Source organism: Pseudomonas sp. CDFA 610 (genome assembly GCF_021147865.1).
GTDB classification, from domain to species: Bacteria; Pseudomonadota; Gammaproteobacteria; order Pseudomonadales; family Pseudomonadaceae; genus Aquipseudomonas; species Aquipseudomonas alliivorans.
The window spans coordinates 105,677-131,899 of sequence record NZ_JAGTPM010000013.1; the positions used below are offsets into that span (position 1 = coordinate 105,677).

Here is a 26,223-nt window from a genome sequence, read left to right on the forward strand (position 1 = left end):
TACTGTGAATACGGCCTAAATGTCTCAACCGATCCGCCTCAAAGACCATGAGAAAGACGCACGCCTGGTGCGCGGCAGGGTCGTGTTCGGTGCTGTGGCGGTCGTGTTGCTGGTGTGTGTACTGATTGCCCGGCTGTATTTCCTGCAGGTCATCCAGTACGACTACCACTCGACGCTCTCGGAAAACAATCGGGTTCACGTCCAGCCAATTCCGCCCAGCCGTGGCCTGATCTACGACCGTAACGGCGTTGTGGTGGCGGACAACCGGCCCAGTTTCAGCCTCTCGGTCACGCGCGAGCGCTCGGGCGACTGGTCGGCAGTGCTGGACACCATCGTCGAGATCCTGCAGCTCACGCCTGACGACCGGATCATTTTCGAAAAACGCATGAAGCAGGGACGGCGTCCATTTGAGCCCGTCCCCGTTCTGTTCGAACTGACTGAAGAGCAGATTGCCCTGATTGCGGTCAACCAGTTCCGCCTGCCGGGCGTCGAGGTCGTGGCGCAACTGGTCCGGCACTACCCGCAAGGGCCGCATTTCGCGCATTCGGTCGGCTATATGGGCCGGATCAACGAGAAAGAGCTAAAAAGCCTCGATCCGGTCAATTACAGTGGCACCCACCATATCGGCAAGACGGGCATCGAGCGTTTCTACGAGCCCGAGCTTCACGGTCAGGTCGGTTACGAGGAGGTCGAGACCAACGCCCGCGGCCGCGTGTTGCGGGTCCTCAAGCGTACCGATCCGATTCCCGGCAAGGACATCGTCCTGAGCCTGGACATCAATCTGCAGGAAGCGGCCGAGGCTGCGTTGGGCGGGCGCCGTGGTGCGGTCGTGGCGCTGGACCCGAAAACCGGCGAAGTGCTGGCTATGGTCAGCGCACCCAGCTTCGACCCTAACCTGTTCGTGACCGGTATCAGCTTCAAGGCCTACGCCGAACTGCGCGATTCCATCGACCGACCGCTGTTCAACCGGATTCTGCGCGGCCTCTATCCGCCGGGTTCGACCATCAAGCCTGCGGTCGCCATCGCCGGTCTTGACGCCGGTGTCGTGACGCCCGGTTCACGGGTGTTCGATCCGGGCTTCTACCAGTTGCCCAATTACGACCACAAGTACCGGAACTGGAATCGTACGGGTGACGGCTGGGTCGATCTGGACACTGCGATCATGCGCTCCAATGACACCTATTTTTACGACCTGGCTCACAAGCTGGGCATTGATCGGCTGTCCGCCTACATGAACAAGTTCGGCATCGGCCAGAAAGTCTCGCTGGACATGTTCGAAGAGTCCGCAGGCCTGATGCCGTCCCGCGACTGGAAGCGGGCCACCCGCCGTCAGGCCTGGTTTCCGGGCGAGACCCTGATTCTCGGCATCGGCCAGGGCTACATGCAGGCCACGCCGCTGCAACTGGCTCAGGCGACTGCGCTGGTGGCCAACAAGGGCGTGTGGAACCGGCCGCATCTGGCCAGAACCATCGAAGGCAAGCCGCCGGTGGACGAGAACCCGATGCCGAATATCATTCTGCGCGACCCGGCCAACTGGGCCAGAGTCAACCACGGCATGCAGGAAGTCATGCACGGCGCGCGTGGTACGGCGCGCAAGGCCGCTATCGGTGCGCAATACCGCATCGCGGGCAAAAGCGGTACTGCACAGGTCGTGGCGATCAAGCAGGGCGAGAAATATGACCGCACCAAGGTTCAGGAACGGCATCGTGACCACGCCTTGTTCGTCGGCTTTGCGCCCGCCGACAATCCTAAAATCGTAGTCGCAGTGATGGTGGAGAACGGCGAGTCCGGCTCCGGCGTGGCGGCACCTGTTGTTCGTCAGGTGATGGATGCCTGGCTGCTCGACGAGAACGGCCAGCTCAAGCCTGAGTACGCCGATTCCATGAATCTGGAGGCTGCGGCCCGTGAAGAGTAATTTCGACCGCATCCTGTCCAGCGAAGACGTGATGCGCCGCCGCGCCACCTTTCTGCAGCGCATTCACATCGACGGTCCACTGCTGATCCTGCTGCTGACCCTGGCTGCGGGCAGCCTGTTCGTTCTGTATTCCGCAAGCGGCAAGAACTGGGACCTGCTGATCAAGCAGGCCAGTTCTTTCGGCATCGGTCTGGTGGCGATGGTGATCATCGCCCAGCTGGAGCCCAGGTTCATGGCCCGCTGGGTGCCGGTCCTGTATGTGCTCGGGGTGCTGTTGCTGGTGGTGGTGGACGTGATGGGGCACAACGCCATGGGAGCGACCCGGTGGATCAACATTCCCGGGGTCATCCGCTTCCAGCCCTCGGAGTTTCTCAAGATCATCATGCCGGCGACCATTGCCTGGTACCTCTCCAAGCGCACGCTGCCGCCGCAGCTCAAGCATGTGGTGGTCAGTCTGGCGTTGATCGGTGTACCGTTCATTCTGATTGTGCGCCAGCCTGACCTCGGCACCTCGTTGCTGATTCTGGCCTCGGGTGCCTTCGTGCTGTTCATGGCCGGTCTGCGCTGGCGCTGGATCATCAGCGTACTGGCCGCCGCCGTGCCGGCGGCCGTCGCAATGTGGTTTTTCTTCATGCACGACTATCAGAAACAGCGCGTGCTGACCTTTCTCGACCCGGAAAGCGATCCACTGGGCACCGGCTGGAACATCATCCAGTCCAAGGCAGCCATCGGTTCGGGCGGTGTCTTCGGCAAGGGCTGGCTGCTGGGCACCCAGTCGCACCTGGACTTCCTGCCGGAGAGCCATACCGACTTCATCATTGCGGTTCTGGGCGAAGAGTTCGGGCTGGTGGGCATCTGTGCGCTTCTGATCATCTATATGCTGTTGATCGGTCGGGGGCTGGTCATTACCGCCCAGGCACAGACATTGTTCGGAAAGTTGCTCGCTGGTGCGCTGACCATGACGTTTTTTGTTTACGTTTTCGTCAACATCGGTATGGTCAGTGGCCTGCTGCCGGTTGTAGGTGTCCCGCTGCCCTTCATTAGTTACGGCGGAACTTCGCTCGTGACCCTACTGTCAGCGTTTGGGGTTTTGATGTCGATCCATACGCATCGTAAATGGATCGCTCAGGTTTGATTAAGGTGAACAACTCAATGCAAGCAATGCGTAACTGGGCTCGATATGCTCCGGTGGTCGGCCTGGTGGGCATCCTTGGATCGGTGCAGGAGGCCATTGCCGGTGATTACGATGGCTCACCTCAAGTGGCCGAATTCGTCGGCGAGATGACCCGTGACCACGGTTTTGCCGGCGAGCAGTTGATGGGGTTGTTCCGGGAGGTCGAGCGCAAGCAGGCGATTCTCGATGCCATCTCCCGTCCTGCCGAGCGCGTCAAGCAGTGGAAAGACTACCGCCCGATGTTCATCACGGACACGCGCATTGCCCGCGGCGTCGATTTCTGGCGTCAGCATGAGGCCGCACTGGCGCGTGCCGAGCAGGAATACGGCGTACCGGCGCAGATCATTGTGTCGATCATCGGCGTCGAAACCTTCTTCGGTCGCAACACCGGCAACTACCGCGTGATCGATGCGCTGTCGACGCTGGGCTTCGACTATCCGCCCCGGGCACCGTTCTTCCGCAAGGAGCTGAGAGAGTTTCTGCTGCTGGCGCGTGAACAACAGGTCGATCCTCTGACCCTGAAGGGTTCCTATGCTGGCGCCATGGGGCTGCCGCAATTCATGCCGAGCAGCTTTCGTGCCTACGCCGTGGACTTCGACGGTGATGGCCATATCAACATCTGGACCGATCCTGATGATGCCATCGGCAGTGTGGCCAGCTACTTCAAGCGCCATGGCTGGGTGGGCGGACAGCAGGTCGTCAGCCGGGCCGATGCCCGTGGCGACCGCGTCGACGAAGGGTTGAGTCCGGGGCTTGATCCGGTCATGTCTGTCGGGGAGTTGCGAGGCCTGGGCTGGGCGAGTCATGATGCGCTGCGCGACGACATGCCGGTGACAGCGTTTCGCCTTGAAGGCGACAATGGTCCCGAATACTGGATGGGTCTGAATAATTTTTATGCAATCACCCGTTATAACCGCAGTGTGATGTACGCCATGGCCGTGTATCAGCTGTCTGAATCGTTGGTTCAAGCTCGAGGCGTCAAGTAATGCGGGCATTGCCGATTCGTACACCGTTGAAGTTGCTGGGTTTTGCAGCGCTGGCCCTGTTGGTCGCCAGTTGCTCGTCTCCTTCACGCACCACACAGCAGTCGCCAAAAGGCGGCGCGGTGGTGCGCTCCATGCCCGGTCTGGACATCAACCGTGCCCACAAGGACGGCGCGCCGTGGTGGGACGTGGATGTTTCACGCATCCCGGATGCCACGCCGACCCTGCACACAGGTCCCTACAAGGCCAACCCTTATACCGTGCTGGGCAAGACCTACTTTCCGATGAGTGAGTCCAAGCGCTACGTCGCGTCGGGTACGGCGTCCTGGTACGGCACCAAGTTTCATGGTCAGAACACCGCCAACGGCGAGGTCTACGACCTGTACGGCATGAGCGCGGCGCACAAGACGCTGCCGCTGCCGAGCTATGTCAAAGTGACCAACCTGGACAACAACCGCACCGTGATTCTGCGGGTCAACGACCGTGGTCCGTTCTATTCGGATCGCATCATCGACCTGTCCTACGCGGCGGCCAAGAAGCTGGGTTACGCCGAAAGCGGCACTGCGCGCGTCAAGGTCGAAGGTATTGATCCACAGGAATGGTGGGCGCAGCGCGGCCGTCCTGCGCCGCTGATGCTCAATCAGCCGCAAGTGATGACACAGGCGACACCGCCCGCGCTGAACACCTCCACCGGGACGGTCGAGCAATACACGCCGCCCCCTCAGCAACATGCTGCTCCCGTCGTGCCGGTTCAGGTTGACGCAAAAAAAAACGATTCAGGACAAGCCGCTGGGCTATTTCTCCAGGTCGGAGCCTTCGCGAACCCGGACGCTGCGGAGCTCCTGAGATCGAAGCTGAGCGGGATGGTTCGAGCGCCGGTTTTCGTGAGCTCGATAGCACGCAATCAGCAGACGCTTTATCGCGTCAGGATGGGACCCGTCGGCACGCCGGGTGAAGCGCAGCAATTGCAGGACAGCGTCCGGTCGGCCAACCTTGGTCAGCCGAGCGTGGTGACATCGGACCAGTAACGGATTTTATGACAGTCGCTCTCCGGCAGCGGTGGAGGGCGAGTTGCAGTTGCAGGCTTCGCGCAGTGCCATTGGCAGGCGTTGCCGGCGACTGCCCACGAGGTCGTGTGTCGAACAGGCGACTTTGTCAGCCAGGGTTACAGCCTGGCGCCACGAGCCGTACCGAAGCGTTTTCGCTTCGCCGGTCTGTTCAGCTTTGCCCGCAAGGGCATGTTTGCCCATTAGCATTTTCGAGAGACGGATGAACATCACCACCTTTGCAAAACGTTTGTGCCTGCTTGTACCCCTGATAATCACTCCGGCTGCCTGGGCCGCGGAACAGATGACACCGGCCGCGCCGCAACTGGCCGCCAAGTCGTATGTGCTGATGGATGCCACCAGTGGCAACGTCCTGGTCGAGAACAATGGCGATCAGCGTCTGGCGCCTGCGAGCCTGACCAAACTGATGACCGCGTACATCGCGACCCTGGAAATCCGCCGTGGCCAGATCGGCGAGAACGATCCGGTGACCATCAGTGAAAACGCCTGGCGCACAGGCGGTTCGCGGATGTTCATCAAGGTGGGCAGCCAGGTGACCGTCAGCGATCTGCTGCACGGCATCATCATCCAGTCCGGTAATGACGCCAGCGTCGCGATCTCCGAGCACATCGCCGGCAGCGAAGACGCGTTCGCCGACATGATGAACAAGACGGCTGGCGATCTGGGCATGACCAATAGCCACTTCATGAACCCGACCGGTCTGCCGAACCCTGAGCATTACTCGTCGGCTCACGACATGGCCAAGCTGGCGCGCGCGATCATTCACGAAGACCCGGCTCACTACGCGATCTACTCGCAGAAAGAGTTCTTCTGGAACGGCATCAAACAGCCCAACCGCAACCTGTTGCTGTGGCGCGACAAGACCGTTGACGGTCTGAAAACCGGCCACACCGAAGAAGCAGGCTACTGCATGGTGTCTTCCGCCGTTCGTGACGGCATGCGTCTGATTGCCGTGGTATTCGGTACCAACAGCGAGCAGGCCCGTGCTGCCGAAACCCAGAAGCTGCTGACTTACGGTTTCCGCTTCTTCGAAACCCAGAACTTCTACCAGAAGGGCACCGAACTGGCTCAGGCTCCGGTCTGGAAAGGTACGGCGCGTCAGGTCAAGGCCGGTCTGGCTGAAGACCTGAGCATGACCATGCCAAAAGGCGACATGAAGAAGCTGTCTGCCAGCATGACCATGAACCCGCAACTGGTTGCGCCAATCGCCAAGGGCGACGTGATCGGCAAGGTCGAAGTGAAGATGGAAGACAAGGTGGTTCACACCGCTAATCTGATTGCGCTGGAACCTGTGGAGGAAGGTGGCATTTTCCGCCGCGTGTGGGATAGCATCCGCCTGTTCTTCTACGGCTTGTTCAACTGACCTTATTAGTAATCAATGCCGACCTTCTCGCGGCCTGCTCATGATCTGAGCGGGCCGCGTGTCCGTCGTCACGGCTTGTGAGACCTTTACTGCCATGACAGATACCGACGTCAAGTCGCACAAAATCGAATTCCCCTGCGCTGACTACCCGATCAAAGTGATCGGTGACACCAGTGTCGGCTTCACCGATGCCGTGATCGAGGTCTTGAGCAGACATGCCAAGATCGACATCAAGACGCTCGCCGAGCGTCAGAGCAGCAACGGCAAGTACACCACCGTACAACTGCATATCGTCGCCACGGGCGAAGACCAGTTGCGCGATATCAATAGTGCTCTGCGCGCTACGGGTGTCGTGCACATGGTGCTCTGATGGGCGACGCTCTGGGGTTTCGTGATCTGGGTATGATGGATTACGAAACCGCCTGGCATGCCATGCAGCGCTTCACCGATGGCCGCGGCAAAGACGCGGCGGACGAAGTCTGGCTGGTGCAGCATCCTCCTGTTTTTACCCAGGGACAGTCCGGCAAGGCAGAGCATCTGCTGCTGCCGGGCAATATTCCTGTCGTACAGGTCGATCGTGGCGGCCAAGTGACTTATCATGGCCCGGGCCAACTGGTGGCGTACCTGATGCTGGATGTCAGGCGTCTCGGTTTTGGCGTGCGCGATCTGGTGACCCGGATCGAGAACACGCTCATCGCCCTGCTGAACAGCTATGGGGTGGCGGCAGCCGCCAAGGCGGATGCACCGGGCGTATATGTGGATGGCGCAAAGATCGCATCGCTGGGTTTGCGCATTCGCAACGGTTGCTCGTTTCATGGTCTGGCGCTGAACGTCGACATGGACCTTGAGCCGTTCCGCCGGATCAACCCGTGTGGCTACGCCGGGCTGGCAATGACCCAACTGAGCGATCACGCAGAGCAGATAGAATTTTCCGAGGTAAGTGCCCGACTGCGCGCGCAGCTCGTCAGACACCTCGACTACGCTGAGCAGGCGACCCTAACGGGCGGAATAAACGAATATGACTGAAACCGTGCAAACCCTGATCCCGGCGCTCGACGTATCCGAGCGTGTGGCCCGTCCGAAAGTCGAAGCCGGCGTGAAGCTGCGCGGCGCGGAGAAGGTTGCGCGCATCCCGGTGAAGATCATTCCGACCGTCGATCTGCCGAAAAAGCCTGACTGGATTCGTGTACGCATTCCGGTTTCCCCGGAAGTCGACCGTATCAAGCAACTGCTGCGCAAACACAAGCTGCACAGCGTCTGTGAAGAAGCGTCCTGCCCGAACCTGGGCGAGTGCTTCTCCGGCGGTACCGCGACGTTCATGATCATGGGCGACATCTGCACCCGTCGCTGCCCGTTCTGTGACGTGGGTCATGGCCGTCCGAAGGCGCTGGACACCGATGAGCCGATGAACCTGGCCGTCGCGATTGCCGACCTGCGTCTGAAATACGTTGTGATCACCTCGGTTGACCGCGACGATCTGCGTGACGGTGGCGCTCAGCACTTTGCCGACTGCATCCGCGAAATACGCAAGCTGTCGCCGGGCGTTCAGCTCGAGACGCTGGTGCCGGATTACCGTGGTCGCATGGACGTGGCGCTGGAAATCACCGCCGCCGAGCCACCTGATGTGTTCAACCACAACCTGGAAACCGTGCCGCGCCTTTACAAGGCTGCGCGTCCGGGGTCGGATTACCAGTGGTCACTGACCCTGCTGCAACGCTTCAAGCAGATGGTCCCGCACGTACCGACCAAGTCCGGCCTGATGCTGGGTCTGGGCGAGACCGACGAGGAAGTCATCGAAGTCATGCAGCGCATGCGCGAGCACGACATCGACATGCTCACGCTGGGTCAGTACCTGCAGCCTTCGCGTAACCATTTGCCCGTACAGCGCTTTGTGCACCCTGATGTATTCGCCTGGTTCGCCGAGGAAGGTTACAAGATGGGCTTCAAGAACGTTGCCTCAGGCCCGCTGGTACGTTCTTCGTACCACGCTGATGAGCAGGCCAAGATCGCCAAGGCGATGCTCTGACGGTACGCGGCAATACCACAAGGCCAGGTAGCGATACCTGGCCTTTTTTATTTCGGGACTATTGAGTGGGCCTGCGATCCGGAACGCGTAACGTCCTGAGAGGCATCCCACGCAGAGCATGGGAACGATCGGTATAAGGCGTGGTGATCGTGCCCACGTTCTGTCGGGACATGCAGCCCGTGACGCTCTACGTCACCTTTTTCAGGGCTTGCGCAGGTTGTTCAGCAATTCATGCGTCGGGTAACCATCGGCGGGCCAGCCGAATGATTGTTGAGCGCTGCGGATGGCCTTGCGTGTGTTGGCACCGATGATGCCGTCTGGCGCGCCTGCGTCGTACTGACGGGCGGAGAGCAGGGTTTGCAGCTCGATGCGCTCGGAGCGGCTCAGTGGCACGTCTGCGCGTGGCCAACTGCCCACGACATAGCCTGCACCCTTGAACCGGTCCGAAAGCAGACTGATCGCCAAGGCATAGGAGGTCGAGTTGTTGTACTTCAGGATCGCGCGGAAGTTATCCAGCACCAGGAACGCTGGGCCACGATAGCCAGCGGGCAACAGCAGCGCTGCCTGTTGTTGACTGGCCGCGACCGGAATCGCTGAGCCGTCAGGCTGTTTCAAACCCAATTGCTGCCATTCGGCCAGGCTCTTGCGAGTCGTCGAGTCGGCGAGTGAATAGTCGAAACCTGAACTCAGAACAACCTCAAAGCCCCACGGCTGACCACGCTGCCAGCCGGAGCTTTGCAGGTAATGCGCAGTGGAGGCGAGAGCGTCGGCTGGCGTGTTCCAGATGTCACGACGGCCGTCGCCATCGAAGTCAACGGCGTGCGTGTTGTACGTGGTCGGGATGAACTGGGTCTGGCCCATCGCGCCAGCCCAGGAGCCCAGCATTCTGTCTGGCGTGATGTCGCCATGCTGAAGGATTTCCAGTGCGGCGAGCAATTGGCTCTGTGCAAAGCCCGGACGGCGGCCTTCATAGGCCAGGGTTGCCAGCGAGCGGATGACTGACTGCGAACCCTGGAACTGCCCGAAGTTACTCTCCATGCCCCACACCGCGACCAGTGCCTGACGGTCCACGCCGTACTGCTGTTCGATCTTCTGCAGATCATCGGCGTATTGCGAAAGCAGTGCCTGACCCTTGCGCACTCGGGCGGCGGAAATCGCGCCATCCAGGTATTCCCACACCGGGCGGCTGAACTCGGGCTGGCTGCGGTCTGCCTTGACGACGCTCATGTCCGGCGTGACCCCGGCAAATGCCTGATCAAAGACGTCCGCGCGGATCCCGGCCTTCAGCGCCTGAGCGCGGAAGCCCGCCTGCCATTCAGCGAAGCTGACGGCGGGTTGAATGGTCAGGGAATCATCGACAACCAATGCAGGTGTGGGCGCAACGGCCGGAGCGGCGGTCTGGGCTTTGGCGGCTTGGAGAGGCGTGGCATCGGCTGCAGTGGGTTTTTCTGCGCAAGCTACCAATGCGACAAGGCTGGAGGCGGCGATGAGTTGGCGCAACTGCGGGCGATGGGTAAAACAAGAAGGCATGCTTGAGTCCAAGGGTATTACCGTTAGGTGCAGACCATAACACGGCCACGCATCCAAAAGCGCCCCGGAGATGTAGCTTGATATCAGGCCGCTATAACGGAAGAAGCCTCCCAGCTTTTAGACTGGAAGGCTTCGCGGCGGTAGCTGCCTTTGCCCTTGGCGGGTCGTTCCTGTCGGCTTCGGAACAACGGTTGGGCGACGATGGATTTGGCCTTGTTCGGCCGCTTTGGCTTGCTCATGGCAGGGTGCTCCTTGGGAGGGGTGTTGCGGTATGCCGGGAATGATCGGGCAGGGTAGGGCGTGTGTCCAATAGAAGTGTGCTATGGCCGTATCGGCGATACCTGGGCCCGGTCGCTGCAAGGCTGCACGAACCCGCATCGGTGCTCAGCCTGTCATGACTCAAGCGCTCGCAACACCTCATCCACAGTCCTGAACACCCGATCCACTTCCGGCAATTCAGGCCGTTTCAGGATCAGCACTGGCACGCCGCGTTCGCGCGCAATGTCGAGCTTGGGTTCGGTGGAGTCGCTACCGCTGTTCTTGCTGATCAGCACATCGATCTGGCGTTGCTCGAACAACTGTCGTTCATCTTCCAGTTGGAAAGGGCCGCGGGCGCCGATGACGTCGCAACGCTCGTTGCCGGGATAGCTGTCCAGTGCGCGAAGGGTCCAGAACTGGTGTTCGGGAATCTCTTCCAGATGTTGCAGCGGCTCGCGGCCCAGGGTGAAGAACGGACGCTTGAACGGTGCCAGTGCCGCGACCAGTTCCGACCAGTCAGCCACTTCGCGCCAGTCATCGCCGGGTCCGGCTGTCCACGCGGTGCGGCGCAAGGCCCAGCAGGGAATACCGGCGCTATTTGCGGCGCGTGCGGCGTTTTGGCTGATTTGCGCGGCATAAGGGTGCGTCGCGTCCAGCAGCAGGTCGACGCCTTGCTCGCGAATGTACAGCGCCATGCCTTCGGCGCCGCCATACCCGCCGATTTTCAGTTGGCACTTCAGATCGGTCGGCACCCGACCGACGCCCGCCAGGCTGTAAATGTGCTCAGGCCCCAGGGTTCGGGCGATGGCCAGGGCTTCGGTAATGCCACCCAGTAACAGAATGCGTTTCATAGGGTCTCTCCACGTGAGGCAACGCCAGCCTGCCCGACGATGCCGCCCTGACGATCAATGGCAAACACCTCGACCTGCACGCTAGCGGGCACCACGCTGCGGGCGAAATTCAGGGCGTGCCGGCATACGGCATCTCCCAGCTGCACACCCACAGCAGCACTCATTGCCAAGGCCTGCTGACTGGTGTTGGCGTCGCGTATCTGCTGTTGCAACGCAGCATCGGCCCCGACATCTGCCGCCCACAGGGCGAGTTGTGGCAGGTCGATGCTGGAATGCCGACTGTGCAGGTCCATATGCCCGGCGGCGAGTTTGCTGATCTTGCCGAAGCCTCCGCACAGGCTGAGCCGGGTCACAGGCACCTTGCGCAGATGTTTGAGCACCGCGCCGACGAAGTCGCCCATTTCGATCAGGGCGATGTCTGGAATGTTGTAGACCCGGCGCATGGTATCTTCGCTGGCGTTACCGGTGCAGGCGGCGATGTGCGCGTAGCCGTTGGTGAACGCTACATCGATACCCTGATGAATCGACGCGATGTAGGCCGCGCAGGAAAACGGCCGGACGATACCGCTGGTGCCCAGAATCGACAGCCCGCCGAGAATCCCCAAACGCGGGTTCATCGTCTTGAGCGCCAGTGCTTCGCCACCCTCGACGCCGATCGTGACTTCGAAACCACCGTCGTAATCCAGCGACTCCGCCAGCCCCATCAAGTGTTGGGTCATCATGCGACGTGGAACAGGGTTGATGGCGGGCTCACCGACGCCCAGCACCAGACCGGGGCGCGTCACCGTGCCCACTCCGGTGCCCGCCACGAAGCGCACACCGGGTGCAGACTCAAGCCTGACGCGGGCGAATACCAGCGCGCCGTGGGTGACATCAGGATCGTCGCCTGCATCCTTGAGTGTGCCCGCTTCGGCGTAACCGTCCACATGGCGGCAGAATTCCAGACGCATCTGAACCTGTTTGCCCTTGGGCAGCACGATCTCGACCGCATCGTTCACTTGCCCGCAGAGCAGCAGCCGGGCCGCCGCAAGGCTGGTCGCGGTTGCGCAACTGCCTGTGGTCAGGCCGCTGCGCAGCGGTGCGGGTTGTTCGGCGGTCTCGTCGCGCATCAGGGTTTGACCATATCCAGCAGAGTGATCGGCAGGGCCTGACGCCAGGTGTCGAACTCGCCCAGCGGCTGGGCATGAGCGATGTGGATGCGGGTCAGTTCGCCGCCATGACGCTCGCGCCAGGCCATCAGTGCGGTTTCGCTTTGCAGAGTGACGGCATTGGCGACCAGCCTGCCGCCAGGGCGCAGTTGCTCCCAGCAGGTTTCCAGCACGCCGGTGCGGGTCACACCGCCGCCGATGAAAATCGCGTCCGGCCGTTCCAGACCATTCAAGGCCTGAGGCGCTGTGCCGCGCACCAGTTGCAGACCCGGCACGCCGAGCGCATCGCGATTGAATTCGATCAGTTGCTGCCGTCCTTCGTCGGCCTCGATGGCCAACGTGCGGCAGGTCGGGTGGGCACGCATCCACTCAATGCCGATGGAACCGCAACCGGCACCGACGTCCCACAGCAGTTCGCCCGGCACCGGTGCCAGACGGGCCAGCGTGATGGCTCTGACGTCACGCTTGGTCAACTGGCCGTCATGCTCGAACGCACTGTCCGGCAAGCCTGCCAGCGTCGTCAGGCGTGTGGCATTGGCATCGGCGCGGCAGTCGATGGCGACCAGATTCAACGCTGCAATGTCGGGGTTGCCCCACTCGCTGGCCAGCCCGTCTACACGCCGCTCTGCATCGCCGCCCAGGTGTTCCAGCACGGTCATGTGACTGGGGCCGAAACCGCGCTCACGCAACAGGCCGGCAATGATTGCCGGGCTGCTGCCGTCGTTGCTCAGCACCAACAGGCGCACGCCATGATGAATATGTGCATTGAGCGCGGCGACGGGGCGGGCGACGACGGACAGGGTAACCACGTCCTGCAATGGCCAGCCGAGCCGCGCTGCGGCCAGAGAATAGGAGGAAGGCGCAGGCAGGATACGCATCTCATCAATGGTCACGACACGGCTCAGACTGGCACCGACGCCAAACAGCATCGGGTCACCGCTGGCCAGCACGCAGACTTCGGCACCGCGCTGTTCAAGCACTGGATTCAGCGAAAAAGGACTCGGCCATGCCCGACGTTCCGCGCGGATGCAAGGCGGCAGCAAGGCCAGCTGGCGTGGCCCGCCGAACACTTGATCGGCATGCAGCAGCGCGTGCCGGGCGTTCCTGCCCAGGCCTTTGTAACCGTCTTCTCCGATTCCCACGACTGTCAGCCAAGGCGACATGCATACCCCTCAATCCGAACTTCCGACAGAGCGCCTTTTCATGCCTGCGGACAAAGCAGGCATAATACCGCGCCCGACGGGGTACAAGTGCTCTAATCCATGGACGGTTGCAGCCAGTCTCAGTCAGTTCAGCCAGTTCCTGCCAGGTGATCCATTGAACGAGCAGAAGTCCGCTCGCACATCCCGCGCAACGCTACGCCCCTCGGCCTGTCCGGGGTTGCTGCGTATCGTCCCGGCGCTGGACGGTGGCATCTGCCGGATCAAACTGCCCGGCGGGGTGCTGCTGGCCGCGCAGGCGCAGGCTGTGGCCCATGCGGCTCGGACCTATGCACAGGGCGTGATCGAAGCCACTAACCGCTCCAATCTGCAGATTCGCGGCGTGGGCGACGACCATGACGGACTGATCCGCGTGCTTATGGATGCAGGTCTTGGCCCGGAAAATCCGGACAGCGACGATGTGCGCAACCTGATGCTCAGCCCGGTCGCAGGGCTGGACGCGCAGATGCTGTTCGATGCCCGGCCGCTGGCGACGCAGATTCTGGCGGCGCTGGAAACGCATCCACGCTTTCACGAGTTGTCGCCCAAGTTCGCGATTTCTCTGGACGCTGGCGAAGCGCTGGTGATGCTGGAGCATCCTCACGACCTCTGGCTTTCGGCGCTTGAGCATGACGGCCAAGTGCTGCTGGCGTTCGGTCTGGCAGGCTGTCCGGCCCGTGACAACCCTCTGGCCGCGGTGCCTGTGGTCCATGGTCAGGCACTGGTCGTGGCGTTGCTTGAGCTGTTTCTCGAGCTGGCGCGCCCGGAACACACTCGCATGCGCCATCTGCTGGCCGAGGTATCGAGCGACGAAATTCTCAGCCGGCTTTCGGCGCGTTTGAACGTCGCCCTGTGCGTCGAACCCGGAATTACGGGCTGGCAACGTCCTGCCATCCTGCATGATCGTCACATCGGGATTTATCCACAGGCTGATCCAGGCCTGGTTGCGGTTGGCGCTGCCGTGCCGCTGGGACGTCTCGATGCCGGAATGCTGTCGGCCGTCGCGCGACTGGCTACGGAACAGGGCGACGGCTCTTTGCGCCTGACGCCCTGGCAAAGCCTGATGGTGCCCAACGTTACGGTCGAACGAGGGCCGGATGCTCTCGATGCGTTGCAGACTGCCGGCCTGATCGGTTCGGTCGGGCAGCCGCTGGCGCACCTCGTCGCCTGCACCGGTTCGGCCGGGTGTGGCAAGGGACTGGCCGATACCAAGGCTGACGCTCGATTGCTGGCAACGAGCTTGCATGATAGCCAGGCGGTACACCTCACGGGCTGCCGACGCTCATGCGCAGCGGCGCATGTGGCACCCGTGACCCTGCTGGCCGTCTCGCCCGGCCGCTATGACCTTTATTTTCGCGACGCAGCCCATACCGGTTTCGGTGTGCTGCGTGCGCGTGACCTCACTATTGAAGCAGTCGGTGCGCTGTTGAACGCCGACTCACGGAGCAACATGCATGATTGATTACATCCGCGATGGTCAGGAGATTTATCGCAACTCCTTCTCGATCATTCGCGCCGAAGCGCGCCTGGACACGATCCCTGCCGACCTGGAAAAACTCGCGGTGCGCGTGATTCACGCCTGCGGGATGGTCGAGGTCATCGAAGACCTGCGCTTCTCTCCGGGTGCCGGCAAGGCCGGGCGTGATGCGCTGGCTGCAGGCGCGCCTATCCTCTGTGATGCGCGCATGGTTTCCGAAGGCATCACACGCACGCGCCTGCCTGCCAATAACGAAATCATCTGCACTCTGCACGACGAAGGCGTGCGGGAAATGGCGCTGGAGCTGGGCAACACCCGCTCCGCCGTGGCCCTGGAACGTTGGCGTCCGCATCTGGAAGGCAGCGTGGTGGTCATCGGCAATGCGCCGACAGCGCTGTTCTACCTGCTGGAAATGCTCGATGCCGGTGCACCAAAGCCTGCGTTGATCCTCGGCTTCCCGGTAGGTTTTGTCGGCGCTGCCGAATCCAAGGCCATGCTCGCCGCTGACAGCCGTGGGGTGCCGTTCGTGATCATGCAGGGCCGTCGTGGCGGCAGCGCCATGGCCGTGGCCGCCGTCAACGCACTGGCCACGGAGATCGAATGATGCAGGCACGCGGTCGATTGATCGGTCTGGGCGTCGGCCCCGGCGACCCGGAGCTGATCACCGTCAAGGCGCTACGCCTGCTGCGCGAGTCGCCGGTGGTCGCGTATTTCGTGGCCAAGGGCAAGAAAGGCAACGCGTTCGGCATCATTGAGGCGCACCTTCAGGGGGTGCAGACGCTGATGCCGCTGGTCTACCCGGTCACCACTGAAGCGCTGCCTGCGCCGCTGTCGTACGAAAAAGTCATCAGCGATTTCTACGACGAGTCGAGCCTGCTGATCGCTGCGCATCTGGATGCCGGCCGGGACGTGGCGGTGATTTGCGAAGGCGACCCGTTCTTTTACGGTTCTTATATGTACCTGCATGACCGTCTGGCTGAGCGTTATGAGGCTGAAGTGATTCCCGGCGTCTGCTCGATGCTGGGGGGCGCTTCGGTGCTGGGTGCGCCGCTGGTGTATCGCAATCAGAGTCTGTCGGTGCTGTCTGGCGTGCTCTCTCATGACGACCTGAAACGCAAGCTCGCCGATGCCGACGCCGCGGTGATCATGAAGCTGGGCCGCAACTTCCATAAGGTGCGTGAAGTGCTGACCGAACTGGGGATGCACGAACGCGCGCTGTACGTCGAGCGGGCCACCATGGCCAATCAGAAGATCGTACCGCTGGATCAGGTCGACCCGATGTCCTCGCCCTATTTCTCGCTGATCATCGTTCCCGGCGACAGGTGGCAAGGCTGATGGCGCACAACACTCCAGCCATCATCATTCTTGGCAACGGCAGCCTGACGACCGCGCGACGTATCCAGCGTCTGTATCCCGATGCAGTGGTCCACGGTCTGGCCGAGCGGGTGCAGGGTGCGGACAGCACCTACACCGAGTTTGGCGCCACCGTGCGTCAGCTGTACCGGCAGAACACCCCGATCATTGCGCTGTGCGCGGCGGGCATCGTGATTCGCACCCTGGCGTCGTTGTTACTGGAGAAGGGCGTCGAGCCGCCGGTGCTGGCCGTGGCCGAAGACGGCAGCGCGGTGGTGCCGCTGCTGGGCGGGCTGGGTGGTGTCAACGTCATGGCCCGTACGATTGCCGCAGGCCTTGCAGTCAATCCGGCGATCACCACCAGCGGTGAACTGCGATTCGGCACCTGCCTGCTCAATCCTCCAAGTGGCTATGCCTTGGGCGATCTGGAACTGGGCAAGCGCTTCGTGTCCGATCTGCTATCCGGCGAACAGGTGCGCATCGAAGGCGACGCGCCCTGGCTGGCTCAGGCGCAACTGCCCGAAGACCCGCAGGCAGAGCTGACCATCCACATCGGCTCCGGGCTGCGTGAGCCGTCGGCCAGCGAACTGCTGATCTATCCGCGCAATGTGCTGGTGGCGGTGGACGAGTGCTCACCTGAAATGGCGTCGCAGGTTCGTCAGGCCCTGCGTGACGCTCGAATTGCCGAACAGTCTCTGGCTTGCCTCCTGGCAAGTGAGCAACACATGGCCAACGCGCTGCTGCATCAGGCGGCAGATGAGCTGGATGTGCCGGTGCGCTTTGTCACGGCAGGCTCGGCCAGTCACATGGCGATGAGCGCCGTGCCGCAGTTACTGCCACCCGTGAGCCGTCCGGGCATGGCCATCGCCGTCGCAGCTGAGCCGCTGGACGTGAGCCATATCGGTCGTGGCCGTGGGCGTCTTGCTGTGATCGGCCTGGGCCCGGGGGCTGCGGACCTGATGGTGCCAGCGGTCAAGGCAGAGCTGGCGCGGGCCAATGACGTACTGGGTTACGAAACCTACGTGCGCATGGCCGGGCCGTTTCGTGCGGATCAGGTGCTGCACTGCACCGATAACCGCGAAGAGATGATGCGTGCGCGCCATGCGTTCGAGCTCGCGGCACAAGGCCGTTCAGTGGTGGTGGTGTCGTCGGGCGATCCCGGCGTGTTCGCCATGGCCTCGGCTGTGCTCGAAGCGCTGCATGAGTCAGACAATTCGCAGTGGCATGCCGTCGAGCTGGAAATCCTGCCCGGCGTTTCTGCCTCGCTCGCCACTGCCGCTCAGGCCGGCGCACCCCTGGGGCATGATTTCTGCGTGCTGTCGCTGTCGGACAATCTCAAACCGTGGGACGTCATCGAAAAACGTCTGGACCTCGCTTGTCAGGCTGATCTGGCGCTGGCGTTCTACAACCCGATTTCCCGCTCGCGGCCCTGGCAACTGGGCCGGGCGCTGGAGATCGTGCGTCAGCATCGCACGCCAGAAACGCCGGTCACACTGGGCCGTGACATTGGTCGTCCGGGTCAGACCCTGCGCATCATCACGCTGGACGAATTGACGCCCGAGCAGGTAGACATGCGCACCATGGTTCTGATCGGTTCTTCCCTGACCTGTACCTTTCCTCGCAATGAGGGTGGTCTGTGGGTCTACACGCCACGCTGGTACGGCGCCAAACCGGCGAAATAACGTAACTGACTCTCGGCGTTCTTCCACAAGGAGGTGGGAAAACGCCGAAGCTTATCCGCCTGTGTGCTGCGATCTCGAAGGTTTTTAATCCCCGGTCTGAATGAATGTATTCCCTCTGAGCGATGGGCAACGTAGTCGTTTTCCTCTGCTGTCTTGTGAAAGTTCATGAGGCCTTATATTTCGTGGGCTGTGATCCATGGACCGAGTCACGTTTTTTTTAACTAACCCATTTGATGTCCATCATGAGCGGGCTCTTTGCTGGTGCGGTCAGCAGAACGCCCGATTGATTGTTTGGTTATTCTCGGTGGCGTCCACAAGGACTTTCATGAATTAAAGGACTAATGAAATGAAAAACGAAACAACCATGAACAGTATTGATCAGGTCGACTTCGCAGGTTTGGCCAACTATGAGCTGGCTGACGCTTCCCTTTCGCTTGTCGAGCATGTTGACGCGCTGGCTGCGCGTTCGGCATCTGCAAGTCCGCTTTCGGATCCTCAAGAGGGTGAAAATGGCGCAGTGGCTGCGGTAGCGGCGGGCACCCTGATCGCATTTACCGAGGGTGTATCGCGTCAGAACAAGGATGACGTAATGGACTCCTTGCTCTACGCCACACTGGTCGCCAACGAAAAATTCAATCCCGAACTTCAGAGTGATCTGTGGTACGGCTTGTTCAACAAGGTACTGTCGGCGCTTGGCTGGCTCTCGACAAACTGGAGCTATGCTCGTTATCGCGCCACGCAGCAACGTTTTACGATGGATGAAGTCGGTCTGGAGATTCTGGGCTCGGCGATCTCCGCCGCAACGCTGCCGGGACCCGCGTCGGTCGCCATGTTGAAAGTGGCCAAGGATGCCGTTACAACCCTGAGCGCCAAGAAGGAGCCACTGCGTCTTTTCGAGCGCCAGACCAAGACCCACCGTGGCGGTAACTTCCGCATCGCCGCCTGCGCCCAGTCTGCCGATGGCGATGTCAGCCTGGCCATGGGCGCGGTTGCCTTCAGCAGCAACATAGGCGTGACCAATGTCATGTTCTGGGAGTGGCAGAGTTCGGATGTCGAGACCTATAAAGGTGAAAACAGCCTGGTGCTCAACACTCGCGTCTATGCCAGCGTTCGCGATGTGGTTCAGAAGAAACTGGGCGATAACGCCAAAAGTGCTCTCGAAGAATTTGATATCTGATTCTTGCTTGCGGAAGCCTCGTGCTTCCGCAACTTTCAGAAGGAACTGAGAATGGAACAGGTATTTAAAGGACGTATGGTCAACGCAGGCAGTCTGCTGTTCTTTCCCGAAGAGCAGCAGACTGAACGGCCAAACGATATTCTGGATTCAATGCTGTATACCCAGTTGGCGGCGTCCAGAAAGCACGAAAGATTCAACGATTTCGAACGTTGGAAGGAGGTTTGGCTCGCCGCTGCGCTGCGTTTTGGCTGGGCTTTGAAAGCGAGTGAACATGTAAGCGAACCGTTGGCGAAGGGGACGCTGGATACGGTCTGGAGCCTCGCTGCTCGAGCCTTTTCCACATCCGTTTCGAACTCGGCGCTGACTCGAACCGAAGCGTTCATGCAGTTGGCGAATGCGCAATTGTCGGCGCAGCCGGCGATACAACTGCTGGCGAGTCAGGCCATGCACGTCGAGTACTCCCTGGCCGAGAGCAATGATCCTTCGTGCAGAGCCAGGGCAGGGCAGAGTACCTTGGCACTGCAATTGGGGTTCGTTACCGCTGATCGCACTCTTGAACTTGCGCTGGTGCATTTCAAGACCCGTCAGACCCTGATGGGTGACTTTCTTTTCGAGCAGATTGAGCCCGGACAGATCCTGGGAAATGTCGAGGTGACCGCCTACTCGATGCAGTTGATGGATCAGGTCTATGCGCCATTTCGCGAAGTGTTCCATACCGCCCTGCTAAAGCAGGATCCTTCGCTGACCCTTTCGCTCGGGGAGGTGGCGCATGTCGCTCAATGAAAGCATTTTGCACAGCAACAGCCTGGTCTCGTTCGATGAGGGCATCGATGCCGGTCTGCGGCAGGACATTATGGACTGCCTTCTCTATGCGCAGCTTCGCGCCGATGGCGAGACGTCGGTGCAACGCAACTGGAGGGGGTGGCTGGAGGCTTACCGAAGATCCGTGGGCGATGCCGGAGCGCAGCGTACCGCAATCATCGCCGATACGACGTTCATGATTCGTCGTCTTCGCGACTTGATGCACCAACCCTTTTTGAATGGATTCCCGTCATCCGAGCTCCGTGAACTGTTCGGCCGTTCATTCGATACGCTGATGAATAGCGGACACGCAAAGGCGTTTTTCAACTCATGGTTCAGCTCGGGGCGATCCGAAAGTATTCAGGTAGTGCCCTGTGTCAAGGCTGACGAGGGCGAGGTCTCCATCATGCTGTGCGGTCTGCAAATGACCACAATGGCAATCAGGAAAGGATTTTTCCCGTGGGAGGTACTCAATGGCGAGATGAGGGTTGACTGTGCCGGCACTGCTTACCGGTTCAGCCGCGAACTGTTCGATCCTGCCCGTGCACGTATTCAGGATGAGCTGGCCAGCCATGCCAAAAGGGAAGTCATTCGTTTGTAATCTGTACCCAATCCCATGGAGGGGATTATCACCATGAGCGTGGACGAAACCAACGCTGTCTATCTGGGTGGCATACCAAGCCTGGTGACATTTTTGCCCGGTCTGTCTGTGCAGGAGCGACAGGATCTTCAAGACGTACTGCTGGACGCCCAGCTGTTTGCTGGAGCGCACCTGGACTTCGAAAAACAATGGAGCAGCTGGATGCACTACTACCGCAGCAGACTCCGTTATCGCGGCGTGCATTCCCAGAGTCTGGTCATGGATGATTCGCTGCTGGTCAGCAGCGTGGAGGACTTGAGGCGTGCGACTTTTGCCATCAGGGGTGTGGGTGATCACCAATTGCTCGGAGATCTTGTCCGCCGTTCATTCGAGGCGGCGGGCATCTATCAGGCAGCAGGTGTCTATTTTCAATCGGGCTCAGGAAGATCACGTCTTGGCAGCTTTCAGATCGTACCCTGTGCAAAGATGGGTAACGGTCAGGTCCTGATGCTGCTCTGTGGTCTGCAGTTGGTCGCGGATACTTATTCGGCTGGCGGGCGCAGGTTGCTGTTCTTTTTCAAGGGGGGTAGTTACACCTTCGATAGTCAGACCTACGCAGCGCATCGCGAGGATGTGATCCGTTATCTGGCTGGAAGGAGCAAAAGCATGATCCGTGCGATTCATATCTGAACCGGGTTACGTCACCAGATAGCCCCGCACACCCGTAAATATTATTTGCGCGGCCAGTGCACAGACGAAAAGCCCCATCAGCCGACTGACGATCTGCAGGCCCTGGTCGCCGAGGATACGTTCGATTCGGTTGGAGAGGTAAAGCACCACACCGACTGTGAGACTGGCCAGCGCAATACTCATAATGGCGGTGAGCTTGTCATCCCAATGTGGCTGGCTGACGCCCATGACCAGAAGAGCGCCGATTGTGCCGGGGCCCACGGTGAGCGGAATGGTCAGTGGAACGATGGTTACGTCCTGCTGGATGTTATCGGTCTGAATTGCAGACTTGCCCTGAGCCATACCCAGAGCGGAGATAAATAGCACGCTGCCGGCGCCTATACGGAACGCATCGACTGTGATGCCAAACACATCGAAAATCACTCGTCCGAACAGGTACAGCAAGACGCTTGAGACCAGCGTTGCCAGCGCGACTTTCCAGGCCAGGCGCTTCTGTTCCTTGCGCGAGTGGCCACGGGTCAGACTGATAAAGCAGGACAGCACGAAGAACGGGCTGTAAAGCACCAGCATCTTCAGGTAAACGCTGGACAACACATGGAGCATGGCGTGGGCTCTTGGCGGCAGAGGGCGGGCGAGAGCAGTCTATCAGGCAGCGGGCTGCCTGACCTGACGATGTCAGTTCTGCTGGTAAAGTTCGCCATCCGATGTGAGGCCACGAACCTTGTCCCGTTGCGCCACCCAGTGCTCGACCAGCTCACGCAGTTGCGACAGTTCGATAGGCTTGGCCATGTGTCCGTCCATGCCGGCCTGACGGGCGCGATCCTTGTGTTCAGTGAGGATGTGTGCGGTCAGGGCCACGACCGGCGTGCGCACGCGCTGATTGCCGACTTCCCATGCGCGTAACTGCTCGGTGGCCGAGAAACCGTCCAGGATCGGCATTTCGCAGTCCATCAGTACCAGATCGTAGCGCTGCGCTTTCATGGCGCGAAGGGCTTCCTCGCCATTGCTGGCCGTATCGGGATGCAGGTTGAGCTTGCCCAGCATGCCGCGGATCACCTTGGTCGAGATATTGTTGTCTTCGGCCACCAGAATGCGGAAATCACTGGGCACACGAACCGGCATGTTTAACACGGGACCCGGATTGATCGGAGCGACGCCCTTGTTCAACTGGGTCAATTCATCCGCCAGCGTAGTCTTGAGCGTGTAGCCCGCCACAGGCTTGGCCAGAATACGTTTGATGCCCGCATTACGGGCAATGATCTTGCTTGGCGCATTGCTGATGCCGGTCAGCATGATCAGCAGAATGTCGTGGTTGAGGCTTGGGTCTTCCTTGATCTTGGCCGAGAGTTGCATGCCCGTCATGCCCGGCATGTTCTGATCCAGCAGCACTACGTCAAAGTAGTCACGCAAGTGCGCCTTGGTGCGCAGCAGGGCCAACGCTTCCTTGCCGGATGCCACAGCACTGACGTTCAGGCCCCAGGCGCTGCATTGCTGCACCAGCACCTTGCGGCAGGTGTCGTTATCATCGACCACCAGCACGCGGGCATCTTTCAGCGGGCTGTCCAGGTCAATGGTCGGCTGTTCAAGCAGCTTGGCGTCCAGCGGCAGTGTCAGCCACAGAGTGTTGCCCGGCGTGCCGCTGTTCTGGATACCGAATTCGCCATCCATCAGGACGATCAGTTGCCGCGCGATGACCAGCCCCAGGTGGCCGCCCAGCTTGCTGCTGGCCAGGAAGTTCTTGCTGTGCAGTTCCGCGTGCAGCAGGGCGTCGCGTTCTTCATCCGACAGCGATTCGCCGGTGTCCTGCACGGAGATGCGCAGGCGCGGCTTGCCGGACTTCGCGGTATCCAGCGCAACGGCCAGCAGGATTTCGCCTTCTTCGGTTTTCTTGAGCGCGTTTTCCAGCAGGCTCAACAGCGTTTGGCGCAGTCGCGTCGGGTCGCCGCCGATCACGCGTGGCACCTGTGGCTGAATCAGGCTGATGAGTTCAACCTGTTGCTGTTCGGCCTTGGCGCGGAAGATGTTCAGACAGTCCTCGACCAGCGCACTGATGTCGAACTGTACGTCATCCAGCTCGATCTGGCCCGACTCAAGCTTGGTGATGTCGAGGATTTCATTGATCAGTGTGAGCAGTTCATTGCCCGCGCTGTGAATGGTCTGCACGTAATCGCGCTGCTTGACCGACAACGGTGTGCCGAGCAGCAGTTCGGTCATGCCCAGCACGCCATTCATGGGGGTGCGGATTTCATGGCTGATCTTGGCCAGAAATTCGGCCTTGGCATTGATTTCGGCGGTGCTGGCGGCCTGATCGCGGCTGATGCTGAATCGGTCTTCGGTGATGCTGCGCTGGCGTTCGCTAAGGGCAACGCTCATCAACAGCCCGCTGATGCAGAACACGCACAGCAGCGCGAGGATCAGCCACTGCGGCGGCACCAGGCTCAGCCACAGCAGGCCGGGCAGCACAATCATGTAGCCGATATTGAAAGTGATCATGCCCAGCACGAACAGGCGCGCCGAGCGATAGCCCTTTTGCCAGTGCCACACCGAGACCGCGAGGATGCTCAGCGTGGTCATTGAAACCAGCACGAAGGTCAGGATGTTGATGGGCAGGTCGTCGTCGAGCACCACAAGCAGCGCACCGACGCCCATGAGCACCGCGTTACCCAGCAGCAGACGATCCAGCACTTTCACGTTGCGATGGACAAAGAAGCAGTAGGTGTATATCAGTCCGGCAATCGCCGCCATCAGCAGCGCGAGATGAGCGCCGGGTGTCTGCGCAATGTTCCAGGACTCGAACGGGCTGAGCAGGTTGAGCAGCAGCAGGGCGCTCAGTGCCAGCAAGGCTTCACAGGCCGCCAGCCACAGGTTGCTGCGCGAGCGGGAGTGTCCGTAGCGGGTCAGGTTCTGAATGATCAGCATGGCCAGTGCACCGAACAGCAGGCCGAACAGGAACGGCTCGGTTTCGTCGGCTGCGCTTTCGATGGCGGGCTCCAGCGTGATGCTGGGACGCATTTGCTGGGTTGATGCCAGCCTGAGGTAGATGTCCAGCGGAACACTGCTTTGCGGCACGGTCAGCAGGAAGTCGTTGGACGGCAGTCGCTGATCCTGCCTGGGCACCTCGTTGCCTGTGCGCATATAGTCGACCAGCCGGTCGCCGTCCATGACGTACATGTCGGCGGTGGCCAGGTCGGGGGCAAAGATGCGCAGCAGTTGTTCGTGCGGGGTCGGATGCTGTCGATAGTGCAGCCACACGGCACTGTGTCTTCCGGCGGCGGTGACGCGCTCGAGTTCGACAGGACTGAACTGATTCTGATAACGCGCCGAACGGATTTCATCCAGGTCCAGGCTTGCCTTTTCGTCGAGCAACGTTGACCAGCCCGATCCATGATCGGCTTGAGCCGAGAGCATGAAGAGCAAGGTCATCAACGCGACGGTTGAGGCTATGGCAATCCTGAGCCAGCGCACAATGAAATCCCTTCGTAAGTGAATACCTGGTAAAACTGCGCAGCGCCGATACAACCGGCCAGCCTCCGAGAGAGGCCGGCCCGGTCTTTTATTCCTGGCTCTCACCACGCTCACGGGCAATGGCCCGGTAGCCAATGTCCTTGCGATAGAAAGACCCTTCCCAATCGATTTTCCCCGCCAGCGCGTAGGCGTTCTGCTGAGCGCTGCCCACGCTGTCGCCCAAGGCTGTCGCACACAGTACACGACCACCGCTGGTCACGACACGGCCATCTTGCAGGGCAGTGCCAGCATGGAAAACCTTGCCATTGAGTTTAGCGGCTTCATCCAGTCCGTTGATGGTGTCGCCCTTGGCGTAGTCGGCAGGGTAGCCGCCTGCAGCCAGGACAATCCCGAGGCTCGGACGTGGATCCCATTGTGCTTCGATCTTGTCCAGCGCCTGTGCCAGAGCGGCCTCGACCAGCAGGACCAGACTCGATTGCAGTCGCAGCATGACCGGCTGGGTTTCCGGGTCGCCGAAACGGCAGTTGAACTCGATCACCTTGGGGTTGCCAGCCTTGTCGATCATCAGACCAGCATAGAGGAAACCCGTGTAAACGTTGCCTTCCTCTGCCATGCCCCGGACGGTCGGCCAGATAACCAGATCCATAACGCGCTGGTGAACTTCGGCGGTGACTACGGGGGCAGGGGAGTAAGCACCCATGCCGCCCGTGTTCGGGCCGCTGTCGCCATCGCCGACACGTTTGTGGTCCTGGCTGGTCGCCATGGGCAGGACGTTCTTGCCGTCGACCATGACGATGAAGCTGGCTTCTTCGCCATCGAGGAATTCTTCGATCACGACTCGCGAGCCTGCATCGCCAAAGGCATTGCCGGCCAGCATGTCACGTACGGCGTCTTCGGCTTCGGTCAGGGTCATCGCGACGATGACGCCCTTGCCAGCCGCCAGACCGTCGGCCTTGATCACGATCGGTGCGCCTTTTTCGCGCAGGTAGGCCAGTGCAGGCTCGATTTCGGTGAAGTTCTGGTAATCGGCGGTCGGGATCCTGTGGCGAGCCAGAAAATCCTTGGTGAACGCCTTGGAACCTTCAAGCTGGGCTGCACCGGCGGTTGGGCCGAAGCAATCCAGGCCGCGGCTGCGGAACAGATCCACGACGCCCGCCACCAGTGGCACTTCCGGGCCGACGATGGTCAGCGACACGTTCTTCTCGGCGAAGTCAGCCAGTTGCTCCAGCGCCAGTACATCGATCGCAACGTTTTCGCACTTGGCCTCGATGGCCGTGCCTGCGTTGCCCGGTGCGACGAACACTTTTTCTACACGTGGATCCTGCGCGACTTTCCATGCCAGGGCGTGTTCACGACCGCCACTGCCGATAATCAAAACATTCATGTCAAAAACCTCGATGACGCTGATTCTGGGAGGTAGCGCGGCAATTCATCGTCAGATGACCCCGCGGTACGAGGTCGCAATGACGTAGGTGTATGCAAGG

Annotated in this window: 25 protein-coding genes; 16 read left to right on the plus strand and 9 right to left on the minus strand. The window is 60.6% G+C overall.

The features are described 5' to 3' along the window. The first annotated feature begins 19 nt into the window (after positions 1–19). Genes mrdA through KDX39_RS23160 form a run of 4 tightly spaced genes read left to right on the plus strand, consistent with a single transcriptional unit; the run spans position 20 to position 5,100 of the window. Positions 20–1,915, plus strand: coding sequence for a penicillin-binding protein 2 (mrdA, locus tag KDX39_RS23145; RefSeq protein WP_099227098.1), 1,896 nt, complete (start codon positions 20–22; stop codon positions 1,913–1,915). A gap of 31 nt (positions 1,916–1,946) precedes the next feature. Continuing rightward, positions 1,947–3,050, plus strand: a complete 1,104-nt coding sequence (gene rodA / locus KDX39_RS23150; protein ID WP_231661988.1) for a rod shape-determining protein RodA — start codon at positions 1,947–1,949, stop codon at positions 3,048–3,050. Between the two features lie 5 nt (positions 3,051–3,055). Further along, positions 3,056–4,075 carry a lytic murein transglycosylase B gene (mltB, locus tag KDX39_RS23155; RefSeq protein WP_371321857.1) on the plus strand — a complete coding sequence of 340 codons (1,020 nt, stop codon included), beginning with the start codon at positions 3,056–3,058 and terminating at the stop codon, positions 4,073–4,075. After that, positions 4,075–5,100: a septal ring lytic transglycosylase RlpA family protein gene (locus tag KDX39_RS23160; protein ID WP_231661917.1), complete on the plus strand. Its 1,026-nt coding sequence runs from the start codon at positions 4,075–4,077 to the stop codon at positions 5,098–5,100. Before mltB ends, KDX39_RS23160 begins: the two co-directional genes overlap by 1 nt. A 6-nt stretch (positions 5,101–5,106) precedes the next feature. On the opposite strand, the gene KDX39_RS23165 is transcribed toward KDX39_RS23160, so the two are convergent. Next, positions 5,107–5,322 (minus strand): hypothetical protein, encoded by a 216-nt coding sequence (locus KDX39_RS23165; RefSeq protein WP_231661918.1) that lies wholly within the window; start codon positions 5,320–5,322, stop codon positions 5,107–5,109. Positions 5,323–5,341: 19 nt separating this feature from the next. Between KDX39_RS23165 and KDX39_RS23170 the strand changes: the two genes are divergently transcribed. The 4 genes from KDX39_RS23170 to lipA all read left to right on the plus strand — a co-directional run bounded on the left by KDX39_RS23170 (position 5,342) and on the right by lipA (position 8,528). Further along, complete coding sequence (locus KDX39_RS23170) at positions 5,342–6,502, plus strand: D-alanyl-D-alanine carboxypeptidase family protein (protein WP_184323525.1); 1,161 nt, start codon at positions 5,342–5,344, stop codon at positions 6,500–6,502. Between the two features lie 94 nt (positions 6,503–6,596). After that, the gene (locus KDX39_RS23175; protein ID WP_004885838.1) at positions 6,597–6,872 is read left to right on the plus strand and encodes a DUF493 domain-containing protein; all 276 of its coding nucleotides are present in this window, start codon (positions 6,597–6,599) and stop codon (positions 6,870–6,872) included. After that, positions 6,872–7,528 (plus strand): lipoyl(octanoyl) transferase LipB, encoded by a 657-nt coding sequence (gene lipB / locus KDX39_RS23180; RefSeq protein WP_231661919.1) that lies wholly within the window; start codon positions 6,872–6,874, stop codon positions 7,526–7,528. The genes KDX39_RS23175 and lipB overlap by 1 nt, the downstream gene beginning before the upstream one ends. Then, positions 7,521–8,528 (plus strand): lipoyl synthase, encoded by a 1,008-nt coding sequence (gene lipA / locus KDX39_RS23185; protein WP_099227092.1) that lies wholly within the window; start codon positions 7,521–7,523, stop codon positions 8,526–8,528. Before lipB ends, lipA begins: the two co-directional genes overlap by 8 nt. Positions 8,529–8,729: 201 nt before the next feature. Here the strand turns inward: lipA and KDX39_RS23190 are convergent, their stop codons facing one another. The 5 genes from KDX39_RS23190 to cbiE all read right to left on the minus strand — a co-directional run bounded on the left by KDX39_RS23190 (position 8,730) and on the right by cbiE (position 13,478). Next, a complete protein-coding gene (locus KDX39_RS23190; protein WP_231661920.1) occupies positions 8,730–10,058 on the minus strand; it encodes a lytic murein transglycosylase in 1,329 nt (442 codons plus the stop codon). 83 nt (positions 10,059–10,141) lie between these two features. Continuing rightward, complete coding sequence (gene arfA, locus KDX39_RS23195; protein ID WP_099227090.1) at positions 10,142–10,297, minus strand: alternative ribosome rescue factor ArfA; 156 nt, start codon at positions 10,295–10,297, stop codon at positions 10,142–10,144. 153 nt (positions 10,298–10,450) lie between these two features. Beyond that, positions 10,451–11,167 (minus strand): cobalt-precorrin-6A reductase, encoded by a 717-nt coding sequence (locus KDX39_RS23200; RefSeq protein WP_231661921.1) that lies wholly within the window; start codon positions 11,165–11,167, stop codon positions 10,451–10,453. Beyond that, positions 11,164–12,276, minus strand: coding sequence for a cobalt-precorrin-5B (C(1))-methyltransferase (locus tag KDX39_RS23205; RefSeq protein ID WP_231661922.1), 1,113 nt, complete (start codon positions 12,274–12,276; stop codon positions 11,164–11,166). The genes KDX39_RS23200 and KDX39_RS23205 overlap by 4 nt, the downstream gene beginning before the upstream one ends. Further along, positions 12,276–13,478, minus strand: a complete 1,203-nt coding sequence (cbiE, locus tag KDX39_RS23210; RefSeq protein WP_231661923.1) for a precorrin-6y C5,15-methyltransferase (decarboxylating) subunit CbiE — start codon at positions 13,476–13,478, stop codon at positions 12,276–12,278. The genes KDX39_RS23205 and cbiE overlap by 1 nt, the downstream gene beginning before the upstream one ends. A gap of 154 nt (positions 13,479–13,632) precedes the next feature. Between cbiE and cobG the strand changes: the two genes are divergently transcribed. From cobG to KDX39_RS23250, 8 genes are all read left to right on the plus strand, one after another. Next, positions 13,633–14,976: a precorrin-3B synthase gene (gene cobG / locus KDX39_RS23215; protein ID WP_269439975.1), complete on the plus strand. Its 1,344-nt coding sequence runs from the start codon at positions 13,633–13,635 to the stop codon at positions 14,974–14,976. Further along, positions 14,969–15,595, plus strand: a complete 627-nt coding sequence (locus tag KDX39_RS23220) for a precorrin-8X methylmutase (RefSeq protein WP_099227085.1) — start codon at positions 14,969–14,971, stop codon at positions 15,593–15,595. Before cobG ends, KDX39_RS23220 begins: the two co-directional genes overlap by 8 nt. Beyond that, positions 15,595–16,326 (plus strand): precorrin-2 C(20)-methyltransferase, encoded by a 732-nt coding sequence (locus KDX39_RS23225; protein WP_231661990.1) that lies wholly within the window; start codon positions 15,595–15,597, stop codon positions 16,324–16,326. The genes KDX39_RS23220 and KDX39_RS23225 overlap by 1 nt, the downstream gene beginning before the upstream one ends. After that, positions 16,326–18,026, plus strand: coding sequence for a precorrin-3B C(17)-methyltransferase (cobJ, locus tag KDX39_RS23230; RefSeq protein WP_231661924.1), 1,701 nt, complete (start codon positions 16,326–16,328; stop codon positions 18,024–18,026). Before KDX39_RS23225 ends, cobJ begins: the two co-directional genes overlap by 1 nt. A gap of 346 nt (positions 18,027–18,372) precedes the next feature. Further along, positions 18,373–19,203: a hypothetical protein gene (locus KDX39_RS23235; RefSeq protein ID WP_231661925.1), complete on the plus strand. Its 831-nt coding sequence runs from the start codon at positions 18,373–18,375 to the stop codon at positions 19,201–19,203. 51 nt (positions 19,204–19,254) lie between these two features. Continuing rightward, entirely contained in the window at positions 19,255–19,986 is a 732-nt protein-coding gene (locus KDX39_RS23240) for a hypothetical protein (RefSeq protein ID WP_231661926.1), read from the plus strand. After that, positions 19,973–20,605, plus strand: coding sequence for a hypothetical protein (locus tag KDX39_RS23245; protein ID WP_231661927.1), 633 nt, complete (start codon positions 19,973–19,975; stop codon positions 20,603–20,605). Before KDX39_RS23240 ends, KDX39_RS23245 begins: the two co-directional genes overlap by 14 nt. Before the next feature lie 33 nt (positions 20,606–20,638). Beyond that, a complete protein-coding gene (locus KDX39_RS23250; RefSeq protein WP_231661928.1) occupies positions 20,639–21,274 on the plus strand; it encodes a hypothetical protein in 636 nt (211 codons plus the stop codon). 6 nt (positions 21,275–21,280) lie between these two features. On the opposite strand, the gene KDX39_RS23255 is transcribed toward KDX39_RS23250, so the two are convergent. From KDX39_RS23255 to purD, 3 genes are all read right to left on the minus strand, one after another. Continuing rightward, on the minus strand, positions 21,281–21,877 hold the full coding sequence (locus tag KDX39_RS23255) for a MarC family protein (protein ID WP_231661929.1): 597 nt from the start codon (positions 21,875–21,877) through the stop codon (positions 21,281–21,283). Positions 21,878–21,949: 72 nt separating this feature from the next. Further along, a complete protein-coding gene (gene retS / locus KDX39_RS23260) occupies positions 21,950–24,739 on the minus strand; it encodes a hybrid sensor histidine kinase/response regulator RetS (RefSeq protein WP_231661930.1) in 2,790 nt (929 codons plus the stop codon). Positions 24,740–24,827: 88 nt separating this feature from the next. Continuing rightward, positions 24,828–26,123, minus strand: coding sequence for a phosphoribosylamine--glycine ligase (gene purD / locus KDX39_RS23265; protein ID WP_231661931.1), 1,296 nt, complete (start codon positions 26,121–26,123; stop codon positions 24,828–24,830). Positions 26,124–26,223: the final 100 nt, after the last annotated feature.

Excerpts from the sequence above, each read along its gene's own strand:
- purD (WP_231661931.1), bottom strand. The coding sequence starts at position 26,123 with ATGAATGTTTTGATTATCGGCAGTGGCGGTCGTGAACACGCCCTGGCA.
- KDX39_RS23255 (WP_231661929.1), bottom strand. The coding sequence starts at position 21,877 with ATGCTCCATGTGTTGTCCAGCGTTTACCTGAAGATGCTGGTGCTTTAC.
- lipA (WP_099227092.1), top strand. The coding sequence starts at position 7,521 with ATGACTGAAACCGTGCAAACCCTGATCCCGGCGCTCGACGTATCCGAG.
- mrdA (WP_099227098.1), top strand. The coding sequence starts at position 20 with ATGTCTCAACCGATCCGCCTCAAAGACCATGAGAAAGACGCACGCCTG.
- KDX39_RS23200 (WP_231661921.1), bottom strand. The coding sequence starts at position 11,167 with ATGAAACGCATTCTGTTACTGGGTGGCATTACCGAAGCCCTGGCCATC.
- KDX39_RS23245 (WP_231661927.1), top strand. The coding sequence starts at position 19,973 with ATGTCGCTCAATGAAAGCATTTTGCACAGCAACAGCCTGGTCTCGTTC.
- KDX39_RS23170 (WP_184323525.1), top strand. The coding sequence starts at position 5,342 with ATGAACATCACCACCTTTGCAAAACGTTTGTGCCTGCTTGTACCCCTG.
- arfA (WP_099227090.1), bottom strand. The coding sequence starts at position 10,297 with ATGAGCAAGCCAAAGCGGCCGAACAAGGCCAAATCCATCGTCGCCCAA.
- KDX39_RS23175 (WP_004885838.1), top strand. The coding sequence starts at position 6,597 with ATGACAGATACCGACGTCAAGTCGCACAAAATCGAATTCCCCTGCGCT.
- KDX39_RS23205 (WP_231661922.1), bottom strand. The coding sequence starts at position 12,276 with ATGCGCGACGAGACCGCCGAACAACCCGCACCGCTGCGCAGCGGCCTG.
- cobJ (WP_231661924.1), top strand. The coding sequence starts at position 16,326 with ATGGCGCACAACACTCCAGCCATCATCATTCTTGGCAACGGCAGCCTG.
- KDX39_RS23225 (WP_231661990.1), top strand. The coding sequence starts at position 15,595 with ATGCAGGCACGCGGTCGATTGATCGGTCTGGGCGTCGGCCCCGGCGAC.
- KDX39_RS23160 (WP_231661917.1), top strand. The coding sequence starts at position 4,075 with ATGCGGGCATTGCCGATTCGTACACCGTTGAAGTTGCTGGGTTTTGCA.
- rodA (WP_231661988.1), top strand. The coding sequence starts at position 1,947 with ATGCGCCGCCGCGCCACCTTTCTGCAGCGCATTCACATCGACGGTCCA.
- cbiE (WP_231661923.1), bottom strand. The coding sequence starts at position 13,478 with ATGTCGCCTTGGCTGACAGTCGTGGGAATCGGAGAAGACGGTTACAAA.
- KDX39_RS23190 (WP_231661920.1), bottom strand. The coding sequence starts at position 10,058 with ATGCCTTCTTGTTTTACCCATCGCCCGCAGTTGCGCCAACTCATCGCC.
- KDX39_RS23240 (WP_231661926.1), top strand. The coding sequence starts at position 19,255 with ATGGAACAGGTATTTAAAGGACGTATGGTCAACGCAGGCAGTCTGCTG.
- lipB (WP_231661919.1), top strand. The coding sequence starts at position 6,872 with ATGGGCGACGCTCTGGGGTTTCGTGATCTGGGTATGATGGATTACGAA.
- KDX39_RS23235 (WP_231661925.1), top strand. The coding sequence starts at position 18,373 with ATGAAAAACGAAACAACCATGAACAGTATTGATCAGGTCGACTTCGCA.
- KDX39_RS23220 (WP_099227085.1), top strand. The coding sequence starts at position 14,969 with ATGATTGATTACATCCGCGATGGTCAGGAGATTTATCGCAACTCCTTC.
- KDX39_RS23250 (WP_231661928.1), top strand. The coding sequence starts at position 20,639 with ATGAGCGTGGACGAAACCAACGCTGTCTATCTGGGTGGCATACCAAGC.
- KDX39_RS23165 (WP_231661918.1), bottom strand. The coding sequence starts at position 5,322 with ATGGGCAAACATGCCCTTGCGGGCAAAGCTGAACAGACCGGCGAAGCG.